General features: G+C 65.3%; 18 protein-coding genes. 14 read left to right on the top strand and 4 right to left on the bottom strand.

What is annotated here, in order from left to right; translation table 11 throughout:
- Positions 1 to 10 precede the first annotated feature (10 nt).
- Genes ABFX56_RS06820 through ABFX56_RS06810 form a run of 3 tightly spaced genes read left to right on the top strand, consistent with a single transcriptional unit; the run spans position 11 to position 4,150 of the window.
- Positions 11 to 1,390, top strand: a complete 1,380-nt coding sequence (locus ABFX56_RS06820; RefSeq protein WP_346232503.1) for an ABC transporter permease subunit — start codon at positions 11 to 13, stop codon at positions 1,388 to 1,390.
- The gene (locus tag ABFX56_RS06815; RefSeq protein ID WP_346232502.1) at positions 1,387 to 2,265 is read left to right on the top strand and encodes a carbohydrate ABC transporter permease; all 879 of its coding nucleotides are present in this window, start codon (positions 1,387 to 1,389) and stop codon (positions 2,263 to 2,265) included. The genes ABFX56_RS06820 and ABFX56_RS06815 overlap by 4 nt, the downstream gene beginning before the upstream one ends.
- A 34-nt stretch (positions 2,266 to 2,299) precedes the next feature.
- On the top strand, positions 2,300 to 4,150 hold the full coding sequence (locus ABFX56_RS06810; protein WP_346232501.1) for an ABC transporter ATP-binding protein: 1,851 nt from the start codon (positions 2,300 to 2,302) through the stop codon (positions 4,148 to 4,150).
- Between the two features lie 19 nt (positions 4,151 to 4,169).
- Here the strand turns inward: ABFX56_RS06810 and ABFX56_RS06805 are convergent, their stop codons facing one another.
- Positions 4,170 to 4,832: a DUF305 domain-containing protein gene (locus tag ABFX56_RS06805; RefSeq protein ID WP_346232500.1), complete on the bottom strand. Its 663-nt coding sequence runs from the start codon at positions 4,830 to 4,832 to the stop codon at positions 4,170 to 4,172.
- Complete coding sequence (locus ABFX56_RS06800; RefSeq protein WP_346232499.1) at positions 4,813 to 5,526, bottom strand: thioredoxin-like domain-containing protein; 714 nt, start codon at positions 5,524 to 5,526, stop codon at positions 4,813 to 4,815. Before ABFX56_RS06800 ends, ABFX56_RS06805 begins: the two co-directional genes overlap by 20 nt.
- 131 nt (positions 5,527 to 5,657) lie before the next feature.
- Here ABFX56_RS06800 and ABFX56_RS06795 point away from each other — a divergent pair, with 131 nt between their 5' ends.
- From ABFX56_RS06795 to mmsB, 11 genes are all read left to right on the top strand, one after another.
- Positions 5,658 to 7,019, top strand: coding sequence for a cystathionine beta-synthase (locus ABFX56_RS06795; RefSeq protein WP_346232498.1), 1,362 nt, complete (start codon positions 5,658 to 5,660; stop codon positions 7,017 to 7,019).
- Complete coding sequence (locus ABFX56_RS06790; protein ID WP_346232497.1) at positions 7,016 to 8,185, top strand: cystathionine gamma-synthase; 1,170 nt, start codon at positions 7,016 to 7,018, stop codon at positions 8,183 to 8,185. Before ABFX56_RS06795 ends, ABFX56_RS06790 begins: the two co-directional genes overlap by 4 nt.
- Positions 8,186 to 8,279: 94 nt before the next feature.
- Positions 8,280 to 9,572 (top strand): APC family permease, encoded by a 1,293-nt coding sequence (locus tag ABFX56_RS06785; protein WP_346232496.1) that lies wholly within the window; start codon positions 8,280 to 8,282, stop codon positions 9,570 to 9,572.
- 91 nt (positions 9,573 to 9,663) lie between these two features.
- Positions 9,664 to 10,683, top strand: a complete 1,020-nt coding sequence (locus ABFX56_RS06780; protein ID WP_346232495.1) for a LacI family DNA-binding transcriptional regulator — start codon at positions 9,664 to 9,666, stop codon at positions 10,681 to 10,683.
- A 76-nt stretch (positions 10,684 to 10,759) separates the two neighbouring features.
- On the top strand, positions 10,760 to 12,487 hold the full coding sequence (gene araB / locus ABFX56_RS06775; protein WP_346232494.1) for a ribulokinase: 1,728 nt from the start codon (positions 10,760 to 10,762) through the stop codon (positions 12,485 to 12,487).
- The gene (locus tag ABFX56_RS06770) at positions 12,484 to 13,191 is read left to right on the top strand and encodes an L-ribulose-5-phosphate 4-epimerase (protein ID WP_346232493.1); all 708 of its coding nucleotides are present in this window, start codon (positions 12,484 to 12,486) and stop codon (positions 13,189 to 13,191) included. Before araB ends, ABFX56_RS06770 begins: the two co-directional genes overlap by 4 nt.
- 8 nt (positions 13,192 to 13,199) lie before the next feature.
- Positions 13,200 to 14,708, top strand: coding sequence for an L-arabinose isomerase (gene araA / locus ABFX56_RS06765; RefSeq protein WP_346233166.1), 1,509 nt, complete (start codon positions 13,200 to 13,202; stop codon positions 14,706 to 14,708).
- Between the two features lie 3 nt (positions 14,709 to 14,711).
- Positions 14,712 to 15,731, top strand: a complete 1,020-nt coding sequence (locus ABFX56_RS06760; RefSeq protein ID WP_346232492.1) for a LacI family DNA-binding transcriptional regulator — start codon at positions 14,712 to 14,714, stop codon at positions 15,729 to 15,731.
- Between the two features lie 209 nt (positions 15,732 to 15,940).
- Complete coding sequence (chvE, locus tag ABFX56_RS06755) at positions 15,941 to 17,023, top strand: multiple monosaccharide ABC transporter substrate-binding protein (protein ID WP_346233165.1); 1,083 nt, start codon at positions 15,941 to 15,943, stop codon at positions 17,021 to 17,023.
- Between the two features lie 106 nt (positions 17,024 to 17,129).
- Entirely contained in the window at positions 17,130 to 18,659 is a 1,530-nt protein-coding gene (mmsA, locus tag ABFX56_RS06750) for a multiple monosaccharide ABC transporter ATP-binding protein (protein ID WP_346232491.1), read from the top strand.
- Positions 18,660 to 18,698: 39 nt separating this feature from the next.
- Complete coding sequence (gene mmsB, locus ABFX56_RS06745; RefSeq protein WP_346232490.1) at positions 18,699 to 19,937, top strand: multiple monosaccharide ABC transporter permease; 1,239 nt, start codon at positions 18,699 to 18,701, stop codon at positions 19,935 to 19,937.
- A 62-nt stretch (positions 19,938 to 19,999) separates the two neighbouring features.
- Here the strand turns inward: mmsB and ABFX56_RS06740 are convergent, their stop codons facing one another.
- Both ABFX56_RS06740 and ABFX56_RS06735 read right to left on the bottom strand, forming a co-directional pair.
- Positions 20,000 to 20,890 (bottom strand): carbohydrate ABC transporter permease, encoded by an 891-nt coding sequence (locus tag ABFX56_RS06740; RefSeq protein ID WP_346232489.1) that lies wholly within the window; start codon positions 20,888 to 20,890, stop codon positions 20,000 to 20,002.
- Complete coding sequence (locus ABFX56_RS06735; RefSeq protein WP_346232488.1) at positions 20,887 to 21,855, bottom strand: carbohydrate ABC transporter permease; 969 nt, start codon at positions 21,853 to 21,855, stop codon at positions 20,887 to 20,889. The genes ABFX56_RS06740 and ABFX56_RS06735 overlap by 4 nt, the downstream gene beginning before the upstream one ends.
- Between the last annotated feature and the right edge of the window lie 47 nt (positions 21,856 to 21,902).

Genomic DNA, 21,902 nt, shown 5'->3' with positions numbered 1-21,902 from the left:
ACGGGCCGGCGTGTCCACTGGGCAAGCCGCGCCGGCGATCTTGGCCGGCGGGGAGGGCACCGATTCCGGGTTGGAACGGAACGGCCGCCTTCCCCGCGCCGGGGGCCGCCGCAAGCTGGTCACGGCGCTGATCTTCCTTGCGCCGGCGCTGGTGCTGCTCGGATTCCTCATCGGATACCCCGTCATCTACTCGCTGGTGCGCTCGCTGTATGACGCGAGCGGCTCCCACTTCGTCGGCGGAGCAAACTACGTCACGATGTTCACCGATCCGGCGACGTTCATCTCGATCCGCAACAACATCATCTGGGTGATCGTGGCGCCGATCACCTGCACCATCCTCGGACTGATCTTCGCCGTGCTGATGAACCGGATCAAGTGGGCTACCGCGTTCAAGCTGATCATCTTCATGCCGATGGCGATTTCGATGGTCGCCTCCGGGGTCATCTTCCGCACGCTGTTCCAGGAGAACCCCAATCTCGGGGCGGTGAATGCCGGCCTGGTCGCGGTACACAGCGCCTTCTCCGGCGGGGCGGCCTATCCCGGCGCCCGGCCTCGGGAGAACACCAATCTCACCGTGGCGGATCGTGGCGTGCTGACCTCCGGGCCCGTCGATGTCGGCAGCACGCAGGATTTCCCGCTCGTCGGAATCCTCCAAAACACGGTGCCGAGTAGTGCGAAAGACGCGGTGGACGCCGCCAATCCGGCCGGCGATCAGATTTCCGGCACCGTCTGGCTTGACTTCGTCAGAGGGGGAGGAGGTACCGCAGGAGAGCTGGGTGACGGGAAGAAGGGGCTGCCCGGGGTGGTGGTCAACGCCGTGGACTCCTCGGGAACGGTGGTTGCCTCGGCGACCACCGCCGACAACGGCACCTACGTCATCGATGGACTGAAGTCCGGCAGTTACAATATCGGGCTGCCGGCGTCGAACTTCACCGCCCCATATTCCGGTGTCTCCTGGCTCGGTCCGAGTCTGGTCACCGCGGTCATCATCCTGGCCTACGTCTGGATCTGGGCGGGCTTTTCTATGGTGATGATCGCATCCGGCTTGTCGGCCATGGATGTCTCCTTGCAGGAGGCCGCACGGATGGACGGTGCGAATGAGTGGCAAGTGTTCCGCCGGATCACCGCGCCGCTGCTGGCTCCCGTGTTGATCGTCGTCTTCATCACGCTCATCATCAACGTGCTGAAGATATTCGATCTTGTCTATGTGATCCCACCGGGCTCCTCGCTGCCCTCCGCGACGGTGATTGCCGTGCAGTTGTGGTCCGTCTCCTTCGGCGGCGGCAATGATCAGGGTCTTGGCAGCGCGCTGGCCATCCTCCTGCTGGTGCTCGTGCTTCCGTTCATGATCATTAACGTGCGACGGTTCAGGATGGAGCGGGAGCAATGACCGAACTGACGATGGTTCGGCCGAAGCGCGGCGTGGGCGGCCGCATCGCCGAGTTCTTCGGCAAGGGCGTCGTCAACATCGTGCTCATCATCGTCGCGGTGTTCTGGCTGGTGCCAACGATCGGGCTGTTCTTGGCGTCACTGCGTTCCAGCACCGACAACAGCGCATCCGGTTGGTGGACGGTGTTCACCAAGCCGGCCGAGTTGACCGTCGACAACTATGCCAATCTGCTCGGCAACGCGCAGTTCATGGGCTCGTTCGTCAACACGATCGCGATCACGCTGCCGGCCACCGTGCTGGTGGTGATCATCGGGGCGCTCGCCGGGTACGCGTTCGCGTGGATCCGGTTCCCTGGCCGGGATTGGTTGCTGGTCGTGGTGATCGTGCTGCTCGCCGTGCCGCTTCAGGTGTCACTGATCCCGATCGCGAAACTGTACGGCAGCATCGGCTTGTTCGGGTCGATCGTGGGGGTGATCATCTTCCACACCGCTTACGGCCTGCCCTTCGCGATCTTCCTGCTGCGCAACTTCTTCACCCAGGTGCCCGGGGAGATGCTGGAGGCGGCCCGCATCGACGGAGCGAACGAGTGGCGCATCTTCAGTCGGATCATCCTGCCGCTCGGGCTGCCGGCTATCGCGAGCCTGGCGATCTTCCAGTTCCTCTGGACCTGGAACGACATGCTCGTCGCGCTGATCTTCACCAATGCCACGTCGCAGCCGGTGACCGTGGCCATCCAGTCGCAGTTGCGCCAGTTCGGCGCCAACATCGACATTCTCTCCTCGGGCGCGTTCCTGTCGATGATCGTGCCGCTGATCGTCTTCTTCGCCTTCCAGCGTTACTTCGTCTCGGCGCTGCTGGCCGGCTCCACCAAGTAGCCCCGCACCCAGCCGTTCCCTGAATAATAAAGGGATGAGCGGGATGCGCGGCGGGCACGGTGGCCGCATCAGCAGCGGCGACGCGCAGGCCCAGCGCGCCATCAACGCCACGGCGCCCCGCGTGCCGCACCTGCTGCGCCGAATCGGTGAACTGTTCCTGCCGCACCGCGGAGCGCTCATCCTCACGGCGGTGCTGGTGATCCTCGGCGCCGGACTGTCCGTGTTGCCGCCGCTGTTAACCAAGAGCGCGTTCGACCTTGGCTTGTTTCCGCGGGGCGGTCGCCCCGATGTGCCGGTGCTGGTCGAGATCGTCTCGCTGATGGTGCTCATCTACGTCTCCTCCGCCGCGCTCGGGGTGTGGCAGACCTGGCTCACCGCCACGGTGGGCAACAAGGTCATGGGCGCGCTGCGGGTCAAGCTGTTCCGCCATCTGCAGCGGATGGAACTGGCGTTTTTTACGCACACGAAGACCGGCATCATCCAGTCTCGACTGCAGAACGATGTCGGTGGGGTTGCCGGAGTACTCACCAACACCGTCTCCAGCGTGCTGGGGAACACGGTGACCGTGATCGCCGCGTTCGTGGCGATGCTGCTGCTGTCCTGGCAGCTGACCGTGGTCGCCGTCATCCTCATGCCGATCCTCGTCGCCGCCCAGCGACGGGTCGGCCGGGTTCGGGCGCGCATTGCCACCAAAACGCAGGAGTCGCTCAGCGACATGACCGCGATCACTCAGGAGACTCTGTCGGTCTCCGGAATCCTGCTGGCCAAGAGCTTCAACCAGCAGGGCGCCGAGGTGGGCCGCTACGCCGCCGAGAACGACAACCAAATCCACCTGCAGGTGCGACAGCAGATGAGCGGCCAATGGTTCTTCGCGCTGGTGCAGATCTTCCTGGCCATCATTCCGGCCGTGGTGTACCTCGTCGCTGCCTGGCTGATCCTCGGCTCGGTGCCGGTGACCGCCGGCACGATCGTCGCATTCACCACGGTGCAGGCCCGCCTGATGTTCCCGCTGCTCGGGCTGATGCGGGTCGCCCTCGATTTGCAGACCTCGCAGGCACTGTTCGCCCGGATCTTCGAGTACCTTGACCTGAAGCCGGCAATCGTGGATGCGCCGAACGCGCATCCGGTGGACGAGGCGCGGCTCGGCCGGGTCGAGTTCGACGACGTGGTGTTCTCCTACCCGGATGCCGGCGTCGCGCCGCCGCCCACACTTAAGCGGGTCTCGTTCGCGATCGAACCCGGCCAGTTCGCGGCCTTCGTCGGGCCGTCCGGGGCGGGCAAGACCACGATCGCGTATCTGATCCCGCGCTTCCACGAGGCCACCAGCGGCAGCATCCGCTTCGCCGGCGACGACGTGCGCGAGTTGGAGCAGGACTCCCTCGTGGCGAACATCGGCATCGTGAGCCAGGAGACCTACCTCTTCCACGCCACGATTGCCGAGAACCTGCGCTACGCCAAACCCGAGGCGAGCAACGCGGAACTCGAGGCGGCCGCCAGAGCCGCGAACATCCACGACACTATTCGCTCCTTCCCCGACGGCTATGCGACGATCGTGGGGGAGCGCGGCTACCGGCTCTCCGGCGGAGAGAAGCAGCGCATCGCCATCGCCCGGGTGCTGCTCAAGGACCCCGCGGTACTCATCCTGGACGAGGCGACCAGCGCGCTTGATTCCGTGTCGGAACGCATCGTGCAGGAGGCACTGGATGCCGCATCGCGCGGACGGACGACGATCGCGATCGCGCATCGGCTGTCCACCGTGCTGGATGCCGACGTCATCTTCGTGATCGCGGCCGGCCGGCTGGTGGAGCGCGGCACCCACGCCGAACTCATCGCCGCCGGCGGCGAATACGCGCGGCTCTACACGGAGCAGGTGCGCGCCCGCTGACCTGGGCCGAGTACCTGCGTCAGCGCCGCCTGGCCAGCAAGCCCTCCATGTAATCGACCTCACTCTGTTGAGCCTTCACCATGCCGCGCGCCAGCGAGGAGACGGTTTTGTTGGTGGTGCGATCCAGCACCGCCTCCGCCATCTCGATGCCGCCGTTGTGGTGCGCGATCATCAGCTGCAGGAAAAGCTTCTCGGCCTCGACGCCGGTCAGTGACCGCAGCTGCGCCAGCTGATCGTCGGTCGCGAGGCCCGGCATCCGAGCACCGGGAACGTGACCGCTGCCCAGCGCGCCGTGGCTATGGCCGCTGCCGCCGGGCGCGGGGCGGGTTATCCAGGTCATCGACGGCTCCGGTGCCGCCTGAGGCAGCCCCCACACATTCAGCCAGCCGTGCATCTGACCTGACTGCTGTGACTGCGCGGTGGCGATGTCGTAGGCCAGCGACCTGATCTCCTGGTCGTCGGTGGCGTCCCGGATGATCATCGACAGCTCCACGGCCTGAAGGTGGTGGGTCTGCATGTCGCGCGCGAAGCCGGCCTCGGCACTGAAGGTGTCGGGGATCGCGGTGTTCGGGACACTGAGCCGGCCGACTCCGATGCCCACCGCTAACAACAGGGCGGCGCCGAGAATGATGGCGACGATCAGGCGGGTGGGCAGGCGGTGGTCAGATTCGACCTGGGCCATCCACGCCTCCTGTGCAGGGCGCGCCAGGCTCCGGGGCGTCGGGCGACTGCCAGTATTTCTTGATGAACTCATCGAGCCGCTTGTCATCCACACCGGTCAGCTTCACCTGAGCTCCCCACGCCGAGGCGACCACCGGGGCATCCAAGCCGGGGTACGGAGACAGCACAGCGTAGGTGTCCGGAATCCGATCACGCAGCTTGGCCAGCGCTTCCCCCTTAACCTTGTCCGCATTGTAGGTGACCCACACCGCTCCGTGTTCCAGGTCGTGCACGGCGCGCTCGTTCTGCTGCGGTTGGGTGTAGATGCCGCAGTTGAGCCACACCGCCCAATGAGGGCCGCCCGCCGGGGGATCCATGCCGAATTCGCCCTTGTAGTCCACGGTCTTCGGATCCACGTGAACCGCGCCGGGTACGTCCCACGTCTGCACGCCGTTCAGGTCGACGGCAGGCGCTTCGGCATCCGAAGAGTTGGCGGTGATCACAAACCCCACTACGAGACCGACCACGGCAAGACCTGCCACGGAGCTGAGGATGACGGCCAGCCGACGCCGACGTTTGGCGCGAACCTGCTCCCGCTTGAATGCCGCAACTTTCGCCTGCCGTCGCTCTTGGCGCTCTTCCTTGACCGTCAGCGGTCGAGCCGGTTTGGCGGGGTCCGCGGCATTGCCGGCGGAGGGGCGCGTAGGTCGTGCCACGGAGCATGTCCTCACTGTTGATGAATCGTGGATAGTGACAATCTAGATCACCGTCCTCTAGTCAAACCTGGTAGCGCCGGTGGTATTCCACCCTGAGGCAGCGGCGGGGCCGCTGATAGATTGAAGCCATCATGAAATACGCCAATTCCGTGCTCGATCTGATCGGGAACACTCCCCTCGTCAAACTGAATTCAGTGGCGGAAGGGATCGCCGCGACGGTGCTGGTCAAGGTGGAATACCTCAACCCGGGTGGATCGTCCAAGGACCGCATCGCCGTCAAGATCATCGATGACGCGGAGCGGGAGGGCAAGCTGAAGCCGGGTGGCACCATCGTCGAGCCCACCTCCGGGAACACCGGCATCGGGCTGGCTCTGGTCGCGCAGCAGCGCGGCTACCGCTGCGTGTTCGTGCTGCCGAACAAAGTCGGCGAGGACAAACGCAGCGTGCTCACCGCCTATGGCGCCGAGATCGTGGTCACCCCGACTGCCGTGGCGCCGGAGAGTCCGGAGTCCTACTACAGCGTCTCCGACCGGCTGGCTCGAGAGATCCCCGGCGCGTTCAAGCCGAACCAGTACTCCAACATGAACGGCCCGCTCAGCCACTATGAGACCACCGGCCCGGAGATCTGGGCGGACACCGACGGTAAGCTCACCCACTTCGTCGCCGGCGTGGGCACCGGCGGCACAATCAGCGGCACCGGGAAGTACCTCAAGGAGGTGTCGGGCGGCGCGGTACGCGTCATCGGCGCCGACCCCGAGGGCTCGGTGTACTCCGGCGGCACCGGCCGTCCGTACCTCATAGAGGGCGTCGGCGAGGACTTCTGGCCCGCCGCATACGACCCGTCCGTGGTGGATGAGATCGTCGCATCCTCGGATGCCGAGGCGTTTGAGATGACACTGCGGCTGGCCCGCGAGGAGGGACTGCTGGTGGGCGGCAGCAGCGGCATGGCCGTCGCCTCCGCGCTGAAGGCGGCGAAGGACCTCAGCGCCGACGACATCATGGTCGTGCTGCTGCCGGACAGCGGCCGCGGTTACCTCGGCAAGATCTTCAACGAGAACTGGATGGCCTCGCACGGGTTCACGGCGCCGTCCGAGGGTGCGAGGGTCGCCGACGCGCTCGGTGGCGCACCCGGAAGCCGGCTCCTGGTGCACGCGCGTCCCTCCGACACGGTGCGCCAGGTCATCGCCCTCATGAGCGAGCACGGTGTGTCTGATCTGCCGGTGTTCTCCGCCGAGCCGCCCGTCGTCTTGGGAGAGGTCATCGGCACGATCCACGAGCGGGAACTGGTGGCCAGGCTCACCAGTGGCCAGACGAAACCGGACGACCCGGTCGAGCCGTTGATGGCCCCCCGACTCCCGCTGATCGGCGTGAACGAGTCGCTTGAGCGGGCCCAGACCGCGCTCACCACCGCGGATGCGCTGCTCGTGTTGACCGACGGCAAGCCCACCGGGGTTGTCACCAGGCACGACCTCCTGACCTTCCTCTCCGCATGACCCAACAGAAAGCATCCATGTCCAACCACGACTTCGCAACGCGCGCCATCCACGTCGGCCAGGGTTTCGACCCGACCACCGGATCGGTCGTCCCGCCGGTATACATGACCTCCACCTTCGTGCAGAAGTCGATCGGCGACCTGCGCGGCGGGTACGAGTACACCCGTGGTGGCAACCCGACCCGCGACAGCCTGCAGGAGTTACTGGCCGATTTGGAGGGCGGCAAGCACGGCTACAGTTTCGCGGCGGGACTGGCCGCAGAAGACGTCGCGCTGCGCGCCATCCTGAAGCCCGGCGACCGCGTGGTGATGGGCAACGACGTCTACGGCGGCACGCACCGACTGGTCAACCGCATCCACGTGCCGTGGGGCGTCGCGCTGGAGACCGTTGAGCTGTCGGATCTGGATGCCGTGCGAGCCAGCGTCGGTCGCGGCACCGCTCTGCTGTGGTTGGAGACCCCGAGCAACCCGCTGATGAAGATCAGCGACATCGCCGCGCTGGCCGAGATCGGCCACACCGCCGGGGCGATCGTGGTGGTGGACAACACGTTCGCGTCTCCGTACCTGCAGAACCCGCTGGCCCTCGGCGCCGACGTCGTGGTGCACTCCACCACGAAATACCTCGGCGGGCACTCGGACGTCCTCGGCGGCGCGCTGGTGGTCAACGACGACGAGTTGGCCGAGAAGATCGGCTTCCTGCAGTTCGCCGCCGGTGCCGTGTCCGGGCCGCTGGATGCCTGGCTGACCATCCGCGGCATCAAGACCCTGGCCGTGCGGATGGAGCGCCACTCCTCCAATGCGCAGGCGATCGCCGAGGCGTTGGTGGGGCATCCGGCTGTCGAGTGCGTCTACTATCCGGGCCTGCCGGGCCACCCAGGACACGAGTTGGCGTCGCGCCAGATGCGCGGCTTCGGCGGGATGCTGTCGCTCGGTCTGCTTGGCGGCAGTGCGGCGGCGCGGACCTTCGCGCAGTCACTGCACCTGTTCCAGCTGGCCGAGTCCCTCGGCGGAGTGGAGTCGCTGGTCAACTACCCGTCCGAGATGACCCATGCGTCCGTGCGCGGCACCGAACTCGAGGTGGCCGACAACATCGTGCGACTGTCGGTGGGCATCGAGGGAGAGCGCGACCTGGTCGACGACGTGCTGCAGGCACTGCCGGCATCCTGAGATGGGCTGGCTGCGCCGTTCGTGGCGCGAAGTCGCGCATGCGTGACCGGATTTCACTGGACGATGCATTACTGCCACGACGAGTATTGAGATCATGAGCATCCGAAACGTCTCGCCGGTAGTTGCCCCGCGCGCGCACGTGCCGACCGTGGGGCTCCTGCAGGGTTCGGCCCTGTACATCGCCGCGGTGCTGGGGACCGGTATTCTGGTGCTTCCCGCTCTGGCCGCCGCCAAGGCCGGCCCCGCGTCGATCCTGGCCGTGCTGGCCGTGCTGCTGCTGTCCATACCGCTGGCCGGTACGTTCGCCGCCCTGGCCGCCCGTTATCCGGATGCCGGTGGCGTCGCCACCTTCGTCCGGCTCGCCCTCGGTCCCACGGCGGCGCGGATGGCCGGATACTGGTTCTTCTTCGGCGTTACCGTCGGCATCCCCGTTGTCGCCGTGCTCGGTGCTTCGTACATCGTCGCGATCTTCGGCGGACCGCCCTGGGCGGTGGTGACCGTCGCGCTGGTGATTCTCGTGCCGCCGTTCGTCTCGAACGCCTACGGCCTTCGGGTCTCCGGGGCCGTGCAGCTCTGGCTCACCGGCGCGCTCGTGGTGATCGTCGTTGGCGTCGTTGCGGTCTCAGCACCGGCGTCGCGGGCGGAGAATTTCACGCCGTTCCTACCGGGCGGCTGGGGCGGCGTCGGAGCCGCGGTCAGCCTGTTCGTCTGGGCGTTCGCCGGCTGGGAGGCAGTCACGCACATCGCGGGCGAGTTCAAGAACCCACGGCGCACGATTCCGCTGGCCACCGCCATCGCCATCGCCGCCGTGGGCATCGCCTACCTCGCTCTGCAGCTGGTCACCGTCGCGGTGCTGGGCACGGCCGCAGGCGGCAGCCCCGTGCCGCTGCTCGACCTGGTCGCCGTCACCGCGCCCGGGATCGGGCCCGCCTGCGTCGCGGCCGTGGCCACCGTGGTCTCACTGGGCGTGCTCAACACCTACCTGGGAGCGTTCGCGAAACTCGGCGCTTCCCTCGGCCGCGACGGCGACCTGCCCAGATGGCTCGCCGCAGGGGCCGAAACCGGCGGCATCCCGCGGCGCAGCCTGCTTGTGGTGGGCGGCCTGGCGACGGTGTACCTGGTCTCTCTGGTGAGTGAGGGGCTCGACCTCACGCCGTTCATCCTCATCCACACCAGCTGCATGATCTCCGTCTACGCACTCGGGATGCTCGCGGCTGTGCGCCTGCTCGAGCGTTGGTCACTGGGCTGGTGGCTCGCGATCATCTCGTGCGTGCTGGTCGCCGGGCTGCTCGTACTCGCCGGCGTCAATCTCGCCATCGCCGCCGGGTTGGCGATCGCCGCGCTGGTCGTCACGCTGGTGCAGCGCCGCACGAGGCCGCGAGCGTGACGCGAAGCTGGGAACCCTGACTGCGCCATAATGGTGTCAACCGCCGAACGATGTGACCGTACACATCAACGATGAAGCCGGGTGCGAACAGATGGATCCTGACAAGGTTCGCGCGCCCAACATCCGGGATGTGGCACGCCTGGCCGGCGTCTCGTACCAAACCGTGTCGCGAGTTCTCAACGATTCGCCGAACATCCGCCCAGCCACGAAACAACGGGTGCTCGACGTCATCAACGAGCTCGGCTTCCGGCCGAACCAGGCCGCGCGGACCCTCGTCACCAGCCGGTCGAGGACCATCGGGGTGCTCACTTCCCAGACGGCGTTCTATGGGCCCACCACGAGCCTGCACGCGATCGAGCAGGCCGCCAGGGAAGCCGGCTACCTGATCAGCACGACGAGTCTGGCCACAAGCGACCGCGCTGCCATCCTGGACGGGCTGCAACACCTGATGAGCCAAGCCATCGAGGGCCTCGTCGTCATCGCGCCTCAGGTCACGGTGCTGGATGCGGTCAAGGAGCTTGCGTTCAACGTGCCGCTGGTGACCCTCGACTCCACCGACCGGGATGCTGCCCGCAGCCTCGCGGTGGACCAGTTCGCCGGCGCACGCCTGGCCACCCGGCACCTGATCGACCTCGGCCACGAGGAGATCGTGCATGTCGCCGGCCCGCAAGACTGGATCGAGGCAGAGGCACGGATGCGCGGCTTCCTTCAGGAAATCGGCGACGCCGACCTGCGCACGCACCCGCCGATCCTCGGCGACTGGACGGCGGACTTCGGCCACCACGCTGGTCGGCAACTGGCACGGTTCCGCGACTTCACCGCGGTGTTCGCGGCGAACGACCAGATGGCCCTCGGCCTGATGCACGCGTTCCGCGAAGCCGGCCTGAACGTTCCCGGCGATGTCAGCGTGGTCGGCTTCGACGACATCCCGGAGTCCGCCCACTTCTGGCCGCCGCTGACCACCGTGCACCAGGACTTCGCCGAACTCGGCCGTCGCGCGATCCGGCTGTTGCTCGGCGAACTGGGTACGGACAGCGACGACGCCGGGCACCGCATCGTTCCTGAACTGGTGATCCGCGAGTCGACCGGGCCGGCGCGCCCTCTGGCGTGAGCCGCAGAGCCATCCGCGGTAGCATGGCACCAATCAATGTGAGCGGTCACATTTCGGGGAAGAGCGGTGGTTCCAGATGGATGCGGAAACGAAGCACGCTGATGACAGCTTCGTCATCGGGATCGACTTCGGGACGCTGTCGGGACGGGCAGTGGTGGTTCGGGTGTCGGACGGAACGGAGCTCGGTAGTGCCATGCTTGAGTACCCGCACTCGGTGATGGACCAGCGCCTTACCGTGGCCGGCGCCGACGCCGCGCTGCCGCCGGAGTGGGCACTTCAGGTGCCCTCGGACTACATCGACGTGCTGAAGACGGCCGTTCCCCAAGCGGTTAAGGCGGCGGGCATCGATCCAGCCAGGATCATCGGGATCGGCACGGACTTCACCGCCTGCACGATGGTGCCCGTGCTCCAGGACGGCACCCCGCTGAGCGAGCTGCCGGAATACGTCAACCGGCCGCACGCCTACGTCAAGCTGTGGAAGCATCATGCCGCCCAACCGCAGGCCGACCGCATCAACGAACTCGCGGCATCCCGGCACGAAAGCTGGCTGCCGCGCTACGGCGGACTGATCTCCAGCGAGTGGGAATTCGCCAAGGGGCTCCAATTACTGGAAGAGGACCCGGAGCTGTACGAGCGGATGGATCACTGGGTCGAGGCCGCCGACTGGATCGTCTGGCAGCTCACCGGCCGCTACCTGCGGAACGCGTGCACGGCAGGTTACAAAGGCATCTATCAGGACGGCGCCTATCCCAGCCGTGACTTCCTGGGCGCGCTGAATCCGGCCTTCGCGTCGTTCGCCCAGGACAAGGTGGCGCACGACATCGGGCAGCTCGGTGAGAGTGCCGGAACGCTCACTGCTCAGGCCGCCACCTGGACGGGACTGCCGGCGGGCATCGCGGTCGCGGTGGGCAATGTGGACGCGCACGTCACTGCTCCGGCCGCGCGCGCCGTGGAGCCGGGGCAGATGGTCGCGATCATGGGTACCTCCACCTGCCACGTGATGAACTCGGATCTGTTGGAAGACGTCCCTGGCATGTGCGGAGTGGTCCACGGCGGCATCGTGTCCGGGCTGTACGGATACGAGGCGGGCCAGTCAGGCGTCGGCGACATTTTCGCCTGGTACGTGAAGAATCAGGTTCCGGGAAGTTATCACGAGCGGGCGCACGCCGCCGGCGTCAGCATCCACGAGTACCTCACGAAGCTGTGCTCGAGCCAACCGGTCGGGGGCCACGGGCTCGTTGCGCTCGACTGGCTCAGCGGTAATCGTTCGGTGCTCGTGGACCACGAACTCAGCGGCACCATCGTGGGACTCACCCTGGCCACTCGGCCGGAGGAAATCTACCGCGCGCTGTTGGAATCAACCGCCTTCGGCACCCGTCGGATCATCGAGACGTTCTCAGCCGGCAGTATTCCGGTCACCGAGTTCATCGTCGCGGGCGGTCTGCTCAAGAACCAGTTCCTCATGCAGGTCTACAGCGACGTGTTGCGGATGCCCATTTCCACTATCGCCAGCGACCAGGGCTCGGCTCTCGGCTCGGCCATTCACGCGGCCGTTGCCGCGGGCGCATACCCGGATGTCCGCTCGGCCGGCAACCGGATGGGTGCGGTGAACCGGGCCGCCTATACCCCGGACCCCCGGGCCGCGGATGCCTACGACAAGCTGTACTCCGAATATGTGCAGCTGCATGACTACTTCGGCCGCGGCGGCAACGACGTGATGCACCGGTTGACGGCGCTGAGGCGCGAGGGCTTCCGCACCGGGCGAGACGGCACGGCTGACGCAGAAGAAAGGCAGCAGGCATGACAAACCAGGATGTGAGCGGTTCGGCGACCGCGGATGCGATACGAACGGTGCGCGCCGACGTCGCAGCGTTGCACCAGCACTTGGTGCGGTACGGCCTCGTCGTGTGGACGGGTGGCAACGTCTCCGGCCGGGTTCCCGGCACCGATCTGTTCGTGATCAAGCCCAGCGGGGTCGACTACGCCGACCTGACTCCGGAATCGATGATCGTGTGCGACCTCGGCGGCGTAGTCCTCGAAGGCGACTTTGCGCCCTCCAGCGACACCGCGGCACACGCATACGTCTACCGGCATATGCCCGAAGTCGGCGGCGTCGTGCACACCCACTCGCCGTACGCCACCGCCTGGGCGGCACGCGGCGAAGCCGTGCCGTGCGTCATCACCGGCCAGGCCGACGAATTCGGGGGAGAGATCCCCGTCGGACCGTTCGCCATCATCGGCGACGAGTCGATCGGCGAAGGTATCGTCGCCACGCTCAGCGGACACCGGTCCAGGGCGGTGCTGATGCAGAACCACGGCGTGTTCACTATCGGGCGGAACGCTCGCGACGCCGTGAAGGCCGCGGTGATGGCCGAGGACGTCGCCCGCACCGTGCACCTCGCTCGGCAACTCGGCGAACCGATCCCCATCCCGCCGGACAAGATCGACGCCCTCTTCAACCGGTACCAGAACGTCTATGGCCAGCACGTGTCAGGAGAACACCAGTGAGCAGAAGCATCATCCCCGATCTCGCCGACTTCGAGGTGTGGTTCCTCACCGGGAGCCAAGGGCTCTACGGCGAGGACACCCTGCGTCAGGTCGCGCAGCAGTCTCAGACGATCGCCCGGATGCTCGACGAGGCCGGTGACATTCCGGTGCGCGTCGTCTGGAAACCCGTGCTGACGGACTCCGCGTCGATCCGCCGCGCAGCGATCGAGGCGAACGCCAGCGACAAGACGATCGGTGTCATCGCCTGGATGCACACGTTCAGCCCCGCGAAGATGTGGATCACCGGCCTCGACCTGCTGCGAAAGCCCCTGCTTCATCTGCACACGCAGGCCAACGTCGGACTGCCCTGGGCAGACCTCGACATGGACTTCATGAACCTCAACCAGGCGGCGCACGGCGACCGCGAGTTCGGCTATATTCAGACCCGCCTCGGGGTCGCCCGCAAGACCGTGGTGGGACACGCGTCCAACCCACAGGTCACGGCCAAGATCGGCACCTGGTCCCGCGCGGCCGCCGGCTGGGCGGCCACCCACGACCTCAAACTCGCCCGGTTCGGGGACAACATGCGATTCGTCGCCGTCACCGAGGGCGATAAGACCGAAGCCGAACTGCAGTTCGGGGTGCAGGTCAACACGTGGGGGGTGAATGACCTCGCCGACGCGGTGGCTGCCGCGAGCGAGCAGGACGTGGACGCCCTCGTGGGGGAATACGAGCAGAGCTACGACGTGGCACCGGAACTTCGCCGAGGCGCCGCGAGGCACGACAGCCTGCGGTATGGCGCCCGCATCGAATTGGGATTGCGTTTCTTCCTCGAGGCCGGCGGGTTCGGCGCGTTCACCACGAGCTTTGAAGACCTGGGCGCACTGCGTCAACTGCCAGGGCTCGCCGTGCAACGCCTGATGGCCGACGGCTACGGGTTCGGGGCTGAGGGCGACTGGAAAACCGCGGTGCTCGTCCGAGCCGCGAAGGTCATGGGCGCGGGACTGCCAGGCGGCGCCTCGCTGATGGAGGATTACACCTACCACCTGGTCCCGGGTGAGGAGGTCATCCTCGGCGCTCACATGCTTGAGGTGTGCCCCAGCCTCACCTCCTCGCGCCCGCGCCTGGAGATCCATCCGCTCGGAATCGGCGGCCGCGACGACCCGGTGCGCCTCGTCTTCGACACGGATGCCGGTCCCGGCATCGTCGTCGCCCTCTCGGACATGCGTGACCGGTTCCGCCTGGTCGCCAACGTCGTCGAGGTCGTGCCACTGCCTCACCCGCTGCCCAAGCTGCCGGTGGCACGAGCAGTGTGGAAGCCAGAGCCCGATCTGGCCACCTCGGCCGCCGCGTGGCTCACCGCCGGTGCCGCCCACCACACCGTCATGAGTACGCAGGTGGGGCTAGAGGTCTTCGAGGACTTCGCACAGATCGCGAAGAACGAGCTCGTCGTCATCGACCAGAACACCACCCTGCGCGAGTTCACCCGCGAACTGCGGTGGAACCAGGCCTATTACCGACTCGCCAGGGGCTTCTGACCGGTGGCCACGATCACCGACGTCGCGAAACTCGCGGGCGTCTCGCACCAGACCGTCTCGCGGGTGCTCAACGAGGAAGGCACGGTGCGGGCGAGCACTCGCGCCAGGGTCGAGGACGCCATCCAACGGCTGGGTTACCGGCCTAGCGCCGCGGCTCGGGCTCTCGCCACGCGCAAGACCGGAACGATCGGCCTGATCAGCACGGGCAGCGCCCTCTACGGCCCGTCCAGCATCATGCTCGGCTTCAACGAAGCTGCGAGGCAGGCCGGGTACCAGGTCAGTATCGCCAGCATGGCAATCGCCGAGCGCAGCGCGATGCTGGCCGCAGTCGACCGATTGCTGCGGCAGGATGTCGAAGCACTCGTACTCGTGGCGGCGGACCGATCTTCGCTCGAAGCGATCCAGGGGGTCACCCTTGGCGTGCCACTGATCACGGCCGAGAGCAGTGGCCGTACCGGGCTGCACAGCGTGTCGATTGACCAGTTCGCCGGCGCCAGGATGGCAACCGCTCACCTGGCCGACCTCGGTCACCGCAGCATCCTGCACCTGGCCGGCCCGGCAGGATCGCTGGACGCCGCCGAGCGTGAGCGTGGCTGGCGGGCGGAGTTGACACAGCGGGGGCTTCCCGCGGCCGATCCTCTCGTCGGCGACTGGCTGGCAGGCAGCGGCTACCGCTGTGGCCGCAGGCTCGCCGCGACCGGCGGGTTTTCGGCCATCTTCTGTGCCAACGATCAAATGGCACTCGGGCTGCTGCACGCGTTCACCGAGGCGGGGATCTCGGTCCCTGCGGATGTCAGCATCGTCGGTTTCGATGATATTCCAGAATCGGAACATTTCACGCCGCCGCTCACCACCGTGCGCCAGGATTTCGGCGAACTGGGCCGGCGCATCATGGTGACCCTTCAGGAGGCGCTCGCAGGGCGAGAGCTGGGTCCGTCACGCACCCAACCCGAATTCGTCTTTCGCCAATCGACTGGACCGGCGCTCGGACTTGACAACTCGCTCCGCGAAGGGTCAGCATAAGGTCACGCAATGTGAACGGTCACATTGCGGGATTCCCTTCGCAATACAACGCTCCACGGCGCGCACCAACTCGGTGTTCCCGAGCGGCCGGGCTTCATGGACAACCCGGATCCGCACAGCACAGGCACGACAACGACGTCCATCGAAAGATTCGAGAGGAAACAAGAGTGAAGAAGAGAGTGATTCTGGCGTCGCTTGCCGCCGGAGCTATGGTGGCCAGTCTCGTCGGCTGCGCGCCCTCCAGCAAAGCCGGCACCAACGGAGCCGACGGAGCGGGCCAGGGCGGATTAATCGGCGTCGCGATGCCGACGAAGTCATCCGAGCGGTGGATCAAGGACGGCGACAACATCAAGAAGCAACTTGAGGCTGCCGGCTACAAGGTGGACCTGCAGTATGCCGAGGACAAGATCCCGCGGCAGGTCGACCAAATCGAAAACATGATCACCAAGGGCGCCGAGGTGCTCATCATTGCATCGATCGACGGCACCACCCTCACGAACGTGCTTCAGGAAGCGGCCGATCAAGACATTCCGGTCATCGCATACGACCGCCTCATCAACGGCACCAAGAACGTGAGTTACTACGCGTCGTTCGACAACTTCAAGGTCGGCGTGCAGCAAGGCACCTCGTTGCTCACCGGCTTGGGCGTCGTTGACGCCGACGGCAAGGACTTGGGTGTCACCGGTCCGTTGAATGTCGAGCTCTTCGCCGGCAGCCCGGATGACAACAACGCCGGGTTCTTCTTCAGGGGTGCGATGTCCGTGCTCCAGCCGTACATCGACAAGGGCGTGCTGGTCGTCAAGTCGGGGCAGACCGACTTCACCAAGGTCGCCACCCTGCGCTGGGATGGCGAACTGGCGCAGAGCCGCATGGAGGACCTTCTGACGAAGAGCTACTCGGACGGGTCGCAGGTACAGGGTGTTCTGGCACCGTACGACGGTCTGTCGCGCGGCATCATCTCCGCATTGACCGACGCCGGATACAAGGTCGGAGACGACTTCCCGATCATCACCGGTCAGGACGCCGAACTCGACTCTGTCAAGGCGATCGTCTCGGGCGAGCAGTACTCGACCATCTTCAAGGACACCCGCGACCTCGCCAAGGTCGCCGTGAGCATGGCACAGGCGGTGCTCACCGGCAGCAAGCCGGAGATCAACAACACCAAGGACTACGACAACGGCAAGAAGGTCGTGCCGTCGTTCCTCCTGGAGCCTGTCGTGGTGACCAAGGACAACATCAAGACAGCACTGGTTGACGTCGGCTACTACAAGCAGTCCGACATCGACGGCTGATCGCAGCAGAGCGCGGTACACCGGTGGGGGCGCATTCCGCCCCCACCGGCACACCGTTACCCCTACACTTCTGAACATCTTCTGACCCAAGGAACAGGTGACTCACGTGACGACGAACATCCTGGAGATGCGGTCGATAACCAAGACCTTCCCCGGAGTCAAAGCGCTCCAGGATGTCACTCTCACCGTCGGTCGAGGCGAGATCCACGCCATCTGCGGCGAGAATGGCGCCGGCAAATCCACACTCATGAACGTGCTGAGCGGGGTCTACCCGCACGGCAGCTATGAGGGCGACATTGTCTTCGAGGGCGAGACGGTGGCGTTCGGCAACATCCGGGACAGCGAAGCCCAAGGCATCGTCATCATCCACCAGGAGCTGACGCTGAGCCCCTACCTGTCGATCGCCGAAAACATCTTCCTCAACAACGAGATCAAGGGGAAGAACCGGCTCATCGATTGGAACAAGACCAATCAGGAAGCCGTGGCGCTGCTCGAACGCGTGGGACTGAGGGAAAGCCCGACCACCCCCGTCATGCAACTGGGCGTCGGCAAGCAACAGCTCGTGGAGATCGCCAAGGCACTCTCCAAGCGGGTGAAGCTCCTCATTCTCGACGAGCCAACTGCCGCTCTCAACGACGACGACTCCGCGCACCTGCTGGGGCTGATTCGCAGCCTCCAGGCCGAGGGCATCAGCTCGATCATCATTTCCCACAAGCTCAACGAGATCAAGAAGATCGGCGACGCCGTCACCGTTATCCGCGACGGCCGAGTAATCGAGACGATCGCCAAAGACGACGTCACCGAGGATCGCATGATCCAGGACATGGTGGGTCGGGACCTCGAACACCGTTACCCGGACCATACCCCATCGATCGGCGAGGAGATCCTGCGCGTCGAGGACTGGACCGCCTACCACCCGCAGGATTCGACGCGCGTCATGGTGGACGGCGTCAACATCACCGTCAACCGAGGCGAAATCGTCGGCATCGCCGGGCTGATGGGCGCCGGCCGCACCGAATTCGCGATGAGTTTGTTCGGGCGCTCCTACGGGAGCCGGATTTCGGGCAAGGTGTACCTGCACGGCAAGGAGATCAAGACCCGCACCGTCTCGGAAGCCATCGCTAACGGGCTCGCCTACGCCACCGAGGACCGCAAGAACTACGGGCTGAACATGCTCGAGGACATCAAGCGGAACATCTCGATGGCGTCGCTGGGCAAGCTGACCCGGCTGGGACTCGTCGATGACAACAAGGAGTACGCCGTCGCGGACAAGTACCGCAAGAGCATGAACATCAAGGCTCCCTCTGTGCTGTCGAACACCGGGCAGCTCAGCGGCGGAAACCAGCAGAAAGTCGTGCTGAGCAAGTGGATCTACGCCGACCCGGAGGTGCTCATCCTGGATGAGCCCACTCGCGGCATCGACGTCGGCGCGAAGTACGAGATCTACACGATCATCAACCGGTTGGCGTCGGAGGGCAAAGGCATCATCGTGATCTCGTCCGAACTGCCGGAGCTCATCGGAACCTGCGACCGGATCTACACGCTCGCCGAGGGGCGGATCACCGGCGAACTGCCGATCGCGCAGGCCACCCCGGAAGCACTCATCAAACTCATGACCATGGAAAAAGCGTCCTAGGCAGGCGCCGCACGAGACTCACAAGGAGACTTCACGTCAATGACTGACACCATGCAACGGCCGAAGCCAGGCAAGGCGGATGCGGGCAAGCGCGACGGCAACCGCACCCCGGGATCCGCACTCGGCCACATTCTCAGCGACATCGGAAAAAACGGGATCTTCCTCGCACTCATCGTCGTTGTGGTGCTGTTCCAGTTCCTCACGGACGGCGTGTTGCTGCGTCCGCAGAACATCTCCAACCTCATCGTGCAGAACGGCTACATCCTGATTCTGTCCATGGGGATGGTGATGCTCATCGTTGCGGGCCACATCGACCTCTCGGTCGGCTCGATGGCCGCGTTCATCGGAGCGGTGTCCGGCGTCTTCGCGGTGAACATGGGGCTGCCCTGGTGGCTTGCGATCATCCTGTCGCTGCTGGTCGGCGCATTGGCCGGCGCCTGGCAGGGCTTCTGGATCGCCTATGTCGACATACCGTCGTTCATCGTGACGCTGGCCGGCATGCTCATCTTCCGCGGGCTTGCGCTCGTGGTACTGGGCAACGCCAACATCGGCTCGTTCCCGCTCGAATACCGGGCGATCGGCAACGGGTTCCTCACCGACCTCCTCGGGGAATACCAAGTCGACCCGGTCACCATGGGGATCGCGATCATCGCCATCGTCGCCCTGGCCGTGACCCAGACCCGCGCCAGGCACGCCAGGCAGAGCTACGGACAAGAAGTCGAACCCGCCGCCTGGTTCGTCGCCAAACTCGTGCTCGTGTCCGTCGGCGTGCTCTTCCTGGCGTACGCGCTGGCGACCTTCAAGGGCCTTCCGATCACGTTGATCCTGTTGGCGATCCTCGTGCTCGTCTACGGCGTGGTCATGAAGAGCACACCGTTCGGGCGTTACATCTACGCGATCGGGGGCAACCTGCACGCGGCGGAGCTCAGCGGCGTCAAGACGAAGAACGTGGCGTTCTGGCTGTTCGTCAACATGGGCGTGCTCACCGCGATCGCCGGGCTTGTCTTCACGGCACGCCTCAACCTCGCCGGCCCCAAGGCCGGCGACGGATTCGAGCTCGAGGCCATCGCGGCCGCGTTCGTCGGCGGTGCGGCCATCCACGGTGGCGTCGGTACGATCGCCGGCGGCATCATCGGCGGCCTCATCATCGGCGTGCTCAACAACGGCATGTCGATCATGGGCATCGGCATCGAATGGCAGCAGGCGGTCAAGGGCCTGGTGCTGCTGCTCGCCGTGGCGTTCGACGTGTTCAACAAGCGGCGCTCCGGCGGGCACTGACGACGGTTACCCCGGGCGATGTTCCCTTTCCGCCCCGGTGCGTTCACCGCCTGACGGGGGATTCAGCGTCCGGCGAGCGAGCCGCCGATCCCCCCGACGCTGAAGTACTTGTTCAGCACCGCGAACAGGATGACCGGTGGCAGCATCATGATGACGGCGACGGCCATGACCAGTCCCCAGTTCGTCTGATTCTGCTGGAAGAACGTCTGCAGGCCGATCTGCAGGGTGTAGTTCGCGTCGGAGCGTAGGAACACCACAGCGACCAGGTAGTCGTTCCAGGCAAGCAGAAACGCGAAGATGGCGGTGGAAAGCACACCAGGCAATGAGTTACGCAATACGATGCGGGCAAAGCTGCCGAAAACCGAGCAGCCGTCCATCCATGCGGCCTCTTCGAGAGTAATCGGAATCGAGTCGAAGTACGCGGCCATCATCCAAATCGCAACGGACATGGTCGAACCCACGTAGATGATCGTGACGCCTGCCAAGTTATCGACCAGACCGACCTGGGCGAACAGAATGAACAGGGGAATCACCGCGGTGACGACCGGCAGCGACTGCACGATGAATAGGATGAGCGAGTAGCCGGAGACCAGCCGACTGCGGCCTCGGGAGAGCACATATCCAGCGGGTGCCGCGACGATCACCGCGATGACGACGGTGACCAGGGTGACGATGAGGCTGTTCGCGAGCCACGCTCCTACCGACGTCTGCGCGAAGACCTTGCCGAAGTTCTCCAGCGTCGCACCGGTTTCCGTGCTACCGAGCGACGGTTCAAGCGAGAGCAGCACCACGGCGACGATGGGGACCAACACGATGGCGGAGATGATCAGCACGGCGAGAAAACGCCACCACTTGCCTCGTTCCGCTGCTTGGGTGAGGGTACGCCGTTTGATAGGAGGTGCCGCGGGTTGGCTCAGGCGGGTATCGGCGACCTCCGAAGTAATCACACTCATTCGATGTTCACCTTTCGAATCTGGCGGTACAGCATCGTGGCGATGATCACGAGCACGATGGTCATGATGAAGGCGATCGCGACCCCCGGCCCGGTCTGGAAGTTCTGAAAGACGGTCGAGTAGGCCAGGACGACGAGGGTCTGCGTGGAGTTGACCGGCCCGCCGCCGGTCAGCAGGAACACACTCGGGAAGTCGTTGACGCAGAAGATCGTCATCAAGATCCAGCTGATGTATGTCGAGCGCGAAATCATCGGCAGTGTGATGCCCCCGAAGATCTGCCAGCTCGAGGCGCCGTCGATTCTGGATGCCTCGTAAACGTTGATGTCCACCGAAGCCAGTGCCGAGGACATCATCATCATCATGAACGGGAAGCTGATCCAGACCTTGAACACGCACAACGTCACTTGTGCGAGCAGCGGATCTGCGAGGAACAGCACGTTGCCGAGGCCCAGCGCCTGCGCGAGCATCGGCAGTGGCGATTGCGGTGTCGCCACCAGCCAGTTCCACGATGTCGCCGAAACCACGACCGGGACCACCCAAGGCAGCAGCAGCAGCACCTTGAACAAGCCGTTAGCCGGGATCCGGGTGCGCAGCAGCAGGGCGAGCGCGAGTCCGATGGCCCAACTTCCGAAGACGCCCACGAGGGTGAAGACGATAGTGAAGCCGGTGGCGTGCCAGAACGCCGGGGTCTGCACGATCGAGACGTAATTGTGCATGCCGACAAAATCGCCCGCGCTCAGCAGGTCGCCGTTGCGCAGGGATTGCAGGCCCGCGTAAATCACCGGGTAGAGGTTCAAGAGCAGAAGCAGTATCAGCGACGGCAGCACAAAAAAGAAGAATGTCCGAGAGTGGGAGAACGCGCGCTTGGTTTCTCGGTTGCTGGATGGCCGGGGCCGCGGCGACCCGGCGTTCCCCACGCCGCTCCGCGCCTTCTTGAGCGCTCCGATCACGGACAGGGTCGCCATAGTGCTTCTCCTTCGAAGATCCCGGTGATGGTCAAAGGGGAGCGGGC

Source organism: Parafrigoribacterium mesophilum, from assembly GCF_039652555.1.
In the GTDB taxonomy this organism is placed as follows: domain Bacteria; phylum Actinomycetota; class Actinomycetes; order Actinomycetales; family Microbacteriaceae; genus Parafrigoribacterium; species Parafrigoribacterium mesophilum.
This window is presented reverse-complemented; position numbering and strand designations above follow the sequence as displayed.

What these genes read in the sequence shown, in the direction of transcription:
- ABFX56_RS06815 (WP_346232502.1), top strand. Translation starts at nt 1,387, where the DNA reads ATGACCGAACTGACGATGGTTCGGCCGAAGCGCGGCGTGGGCGGCCGC.
- ABFX56_RS06810 (WP_346232501.1), top strand. Translation starts at nt 2,300, where the DNA reads ATGAGCGGGATGCGCGGCGGGCACGGTGGCCGCATCAGCAGCGGCGAC.
- ABFX56_RS06805 (WP_346232500.1), bottom strand. Translation starts at nt 4,832, where the DNA reads ATGGCCCAGGTCGAATCTGACCACCGCCTGCCCACCCGCCTGATCGTC.
- ABFX56_RS06795 (WP_346232498.1), top strand. Translation starts at nt 5,658, where the DNA reads ATGAAATACGCCAATTCCGTGCTCGATCTGATCGGGAACACTCCCCTC.
- ABFX56_RS06790 (WP_346232497.1), top strand. Translation starts at nt 7,016, where the DNA reads ATGACCCAACAGAAAGCATCCATGTCCAACCACGACTTCGCAACGCGC.
- ABFX56_RS06785 (WP_346232496.1), top strand. Translation starts at nt 8,280, where the DNA reads ATGAGCATCCGAAACGTCTCGCCGGTAGTTGCCCCGCGCGCGCACGTG.
- ABFX56_RS06780 (WP_346232495.1), top strand. Translation starts at nt 9,664, where the DNA reads ATGGATCCTGACAAGGTTCGCGCGCCCAACATCCGGGATGTGGCACGC.
- araB (WP_346232494.1), top strand. Translation starts at nt 10,760, where the DNA reads ATGGATGCGGAAACGAAGCACGCTGATGACAGCTTCGTCATCGGGATC.
- ABFX56_RS06770 (WP_346232493.1), top strand. Translation starts at nt 12,484, where the DNA reads ATGACAAACCAGGATGTGAGCGGTTCGGCGACCGCGGATGCGATACGA.
- chvE (WP_346233165.1), top strand. Translation starts at nt 15,941, where the DNA reads ATGGTGGCCAGTCTCGTCGGCTGCGCGCCCTCCAGCAAAGCCGGCACC.
- mmsB (WP_346232490.1), top strand. Translation starts at nt 18,699, where the DNA reads ATGACTGACACCATGCAACGGCCGAAGCCAGGCAAGGCGGATGCGGGC.
- ABFX56_RS06740 (WP_346232489.1), bottom strand. Translation starts at nt 20,890, where the DNA reads ATGAGTGTGATTACTTCGGAGGTCGCCGATACCCGCCTGAGCCAACCC.
- ABFX56_RS06735 (WP_346232488.1), bottom strand. Translation starts at nt 21,855, where the DNA reads ATGGCGACCCTGTCCGTGATCGGAGCGCTCAAGAAGGCGCGGAGCGGC.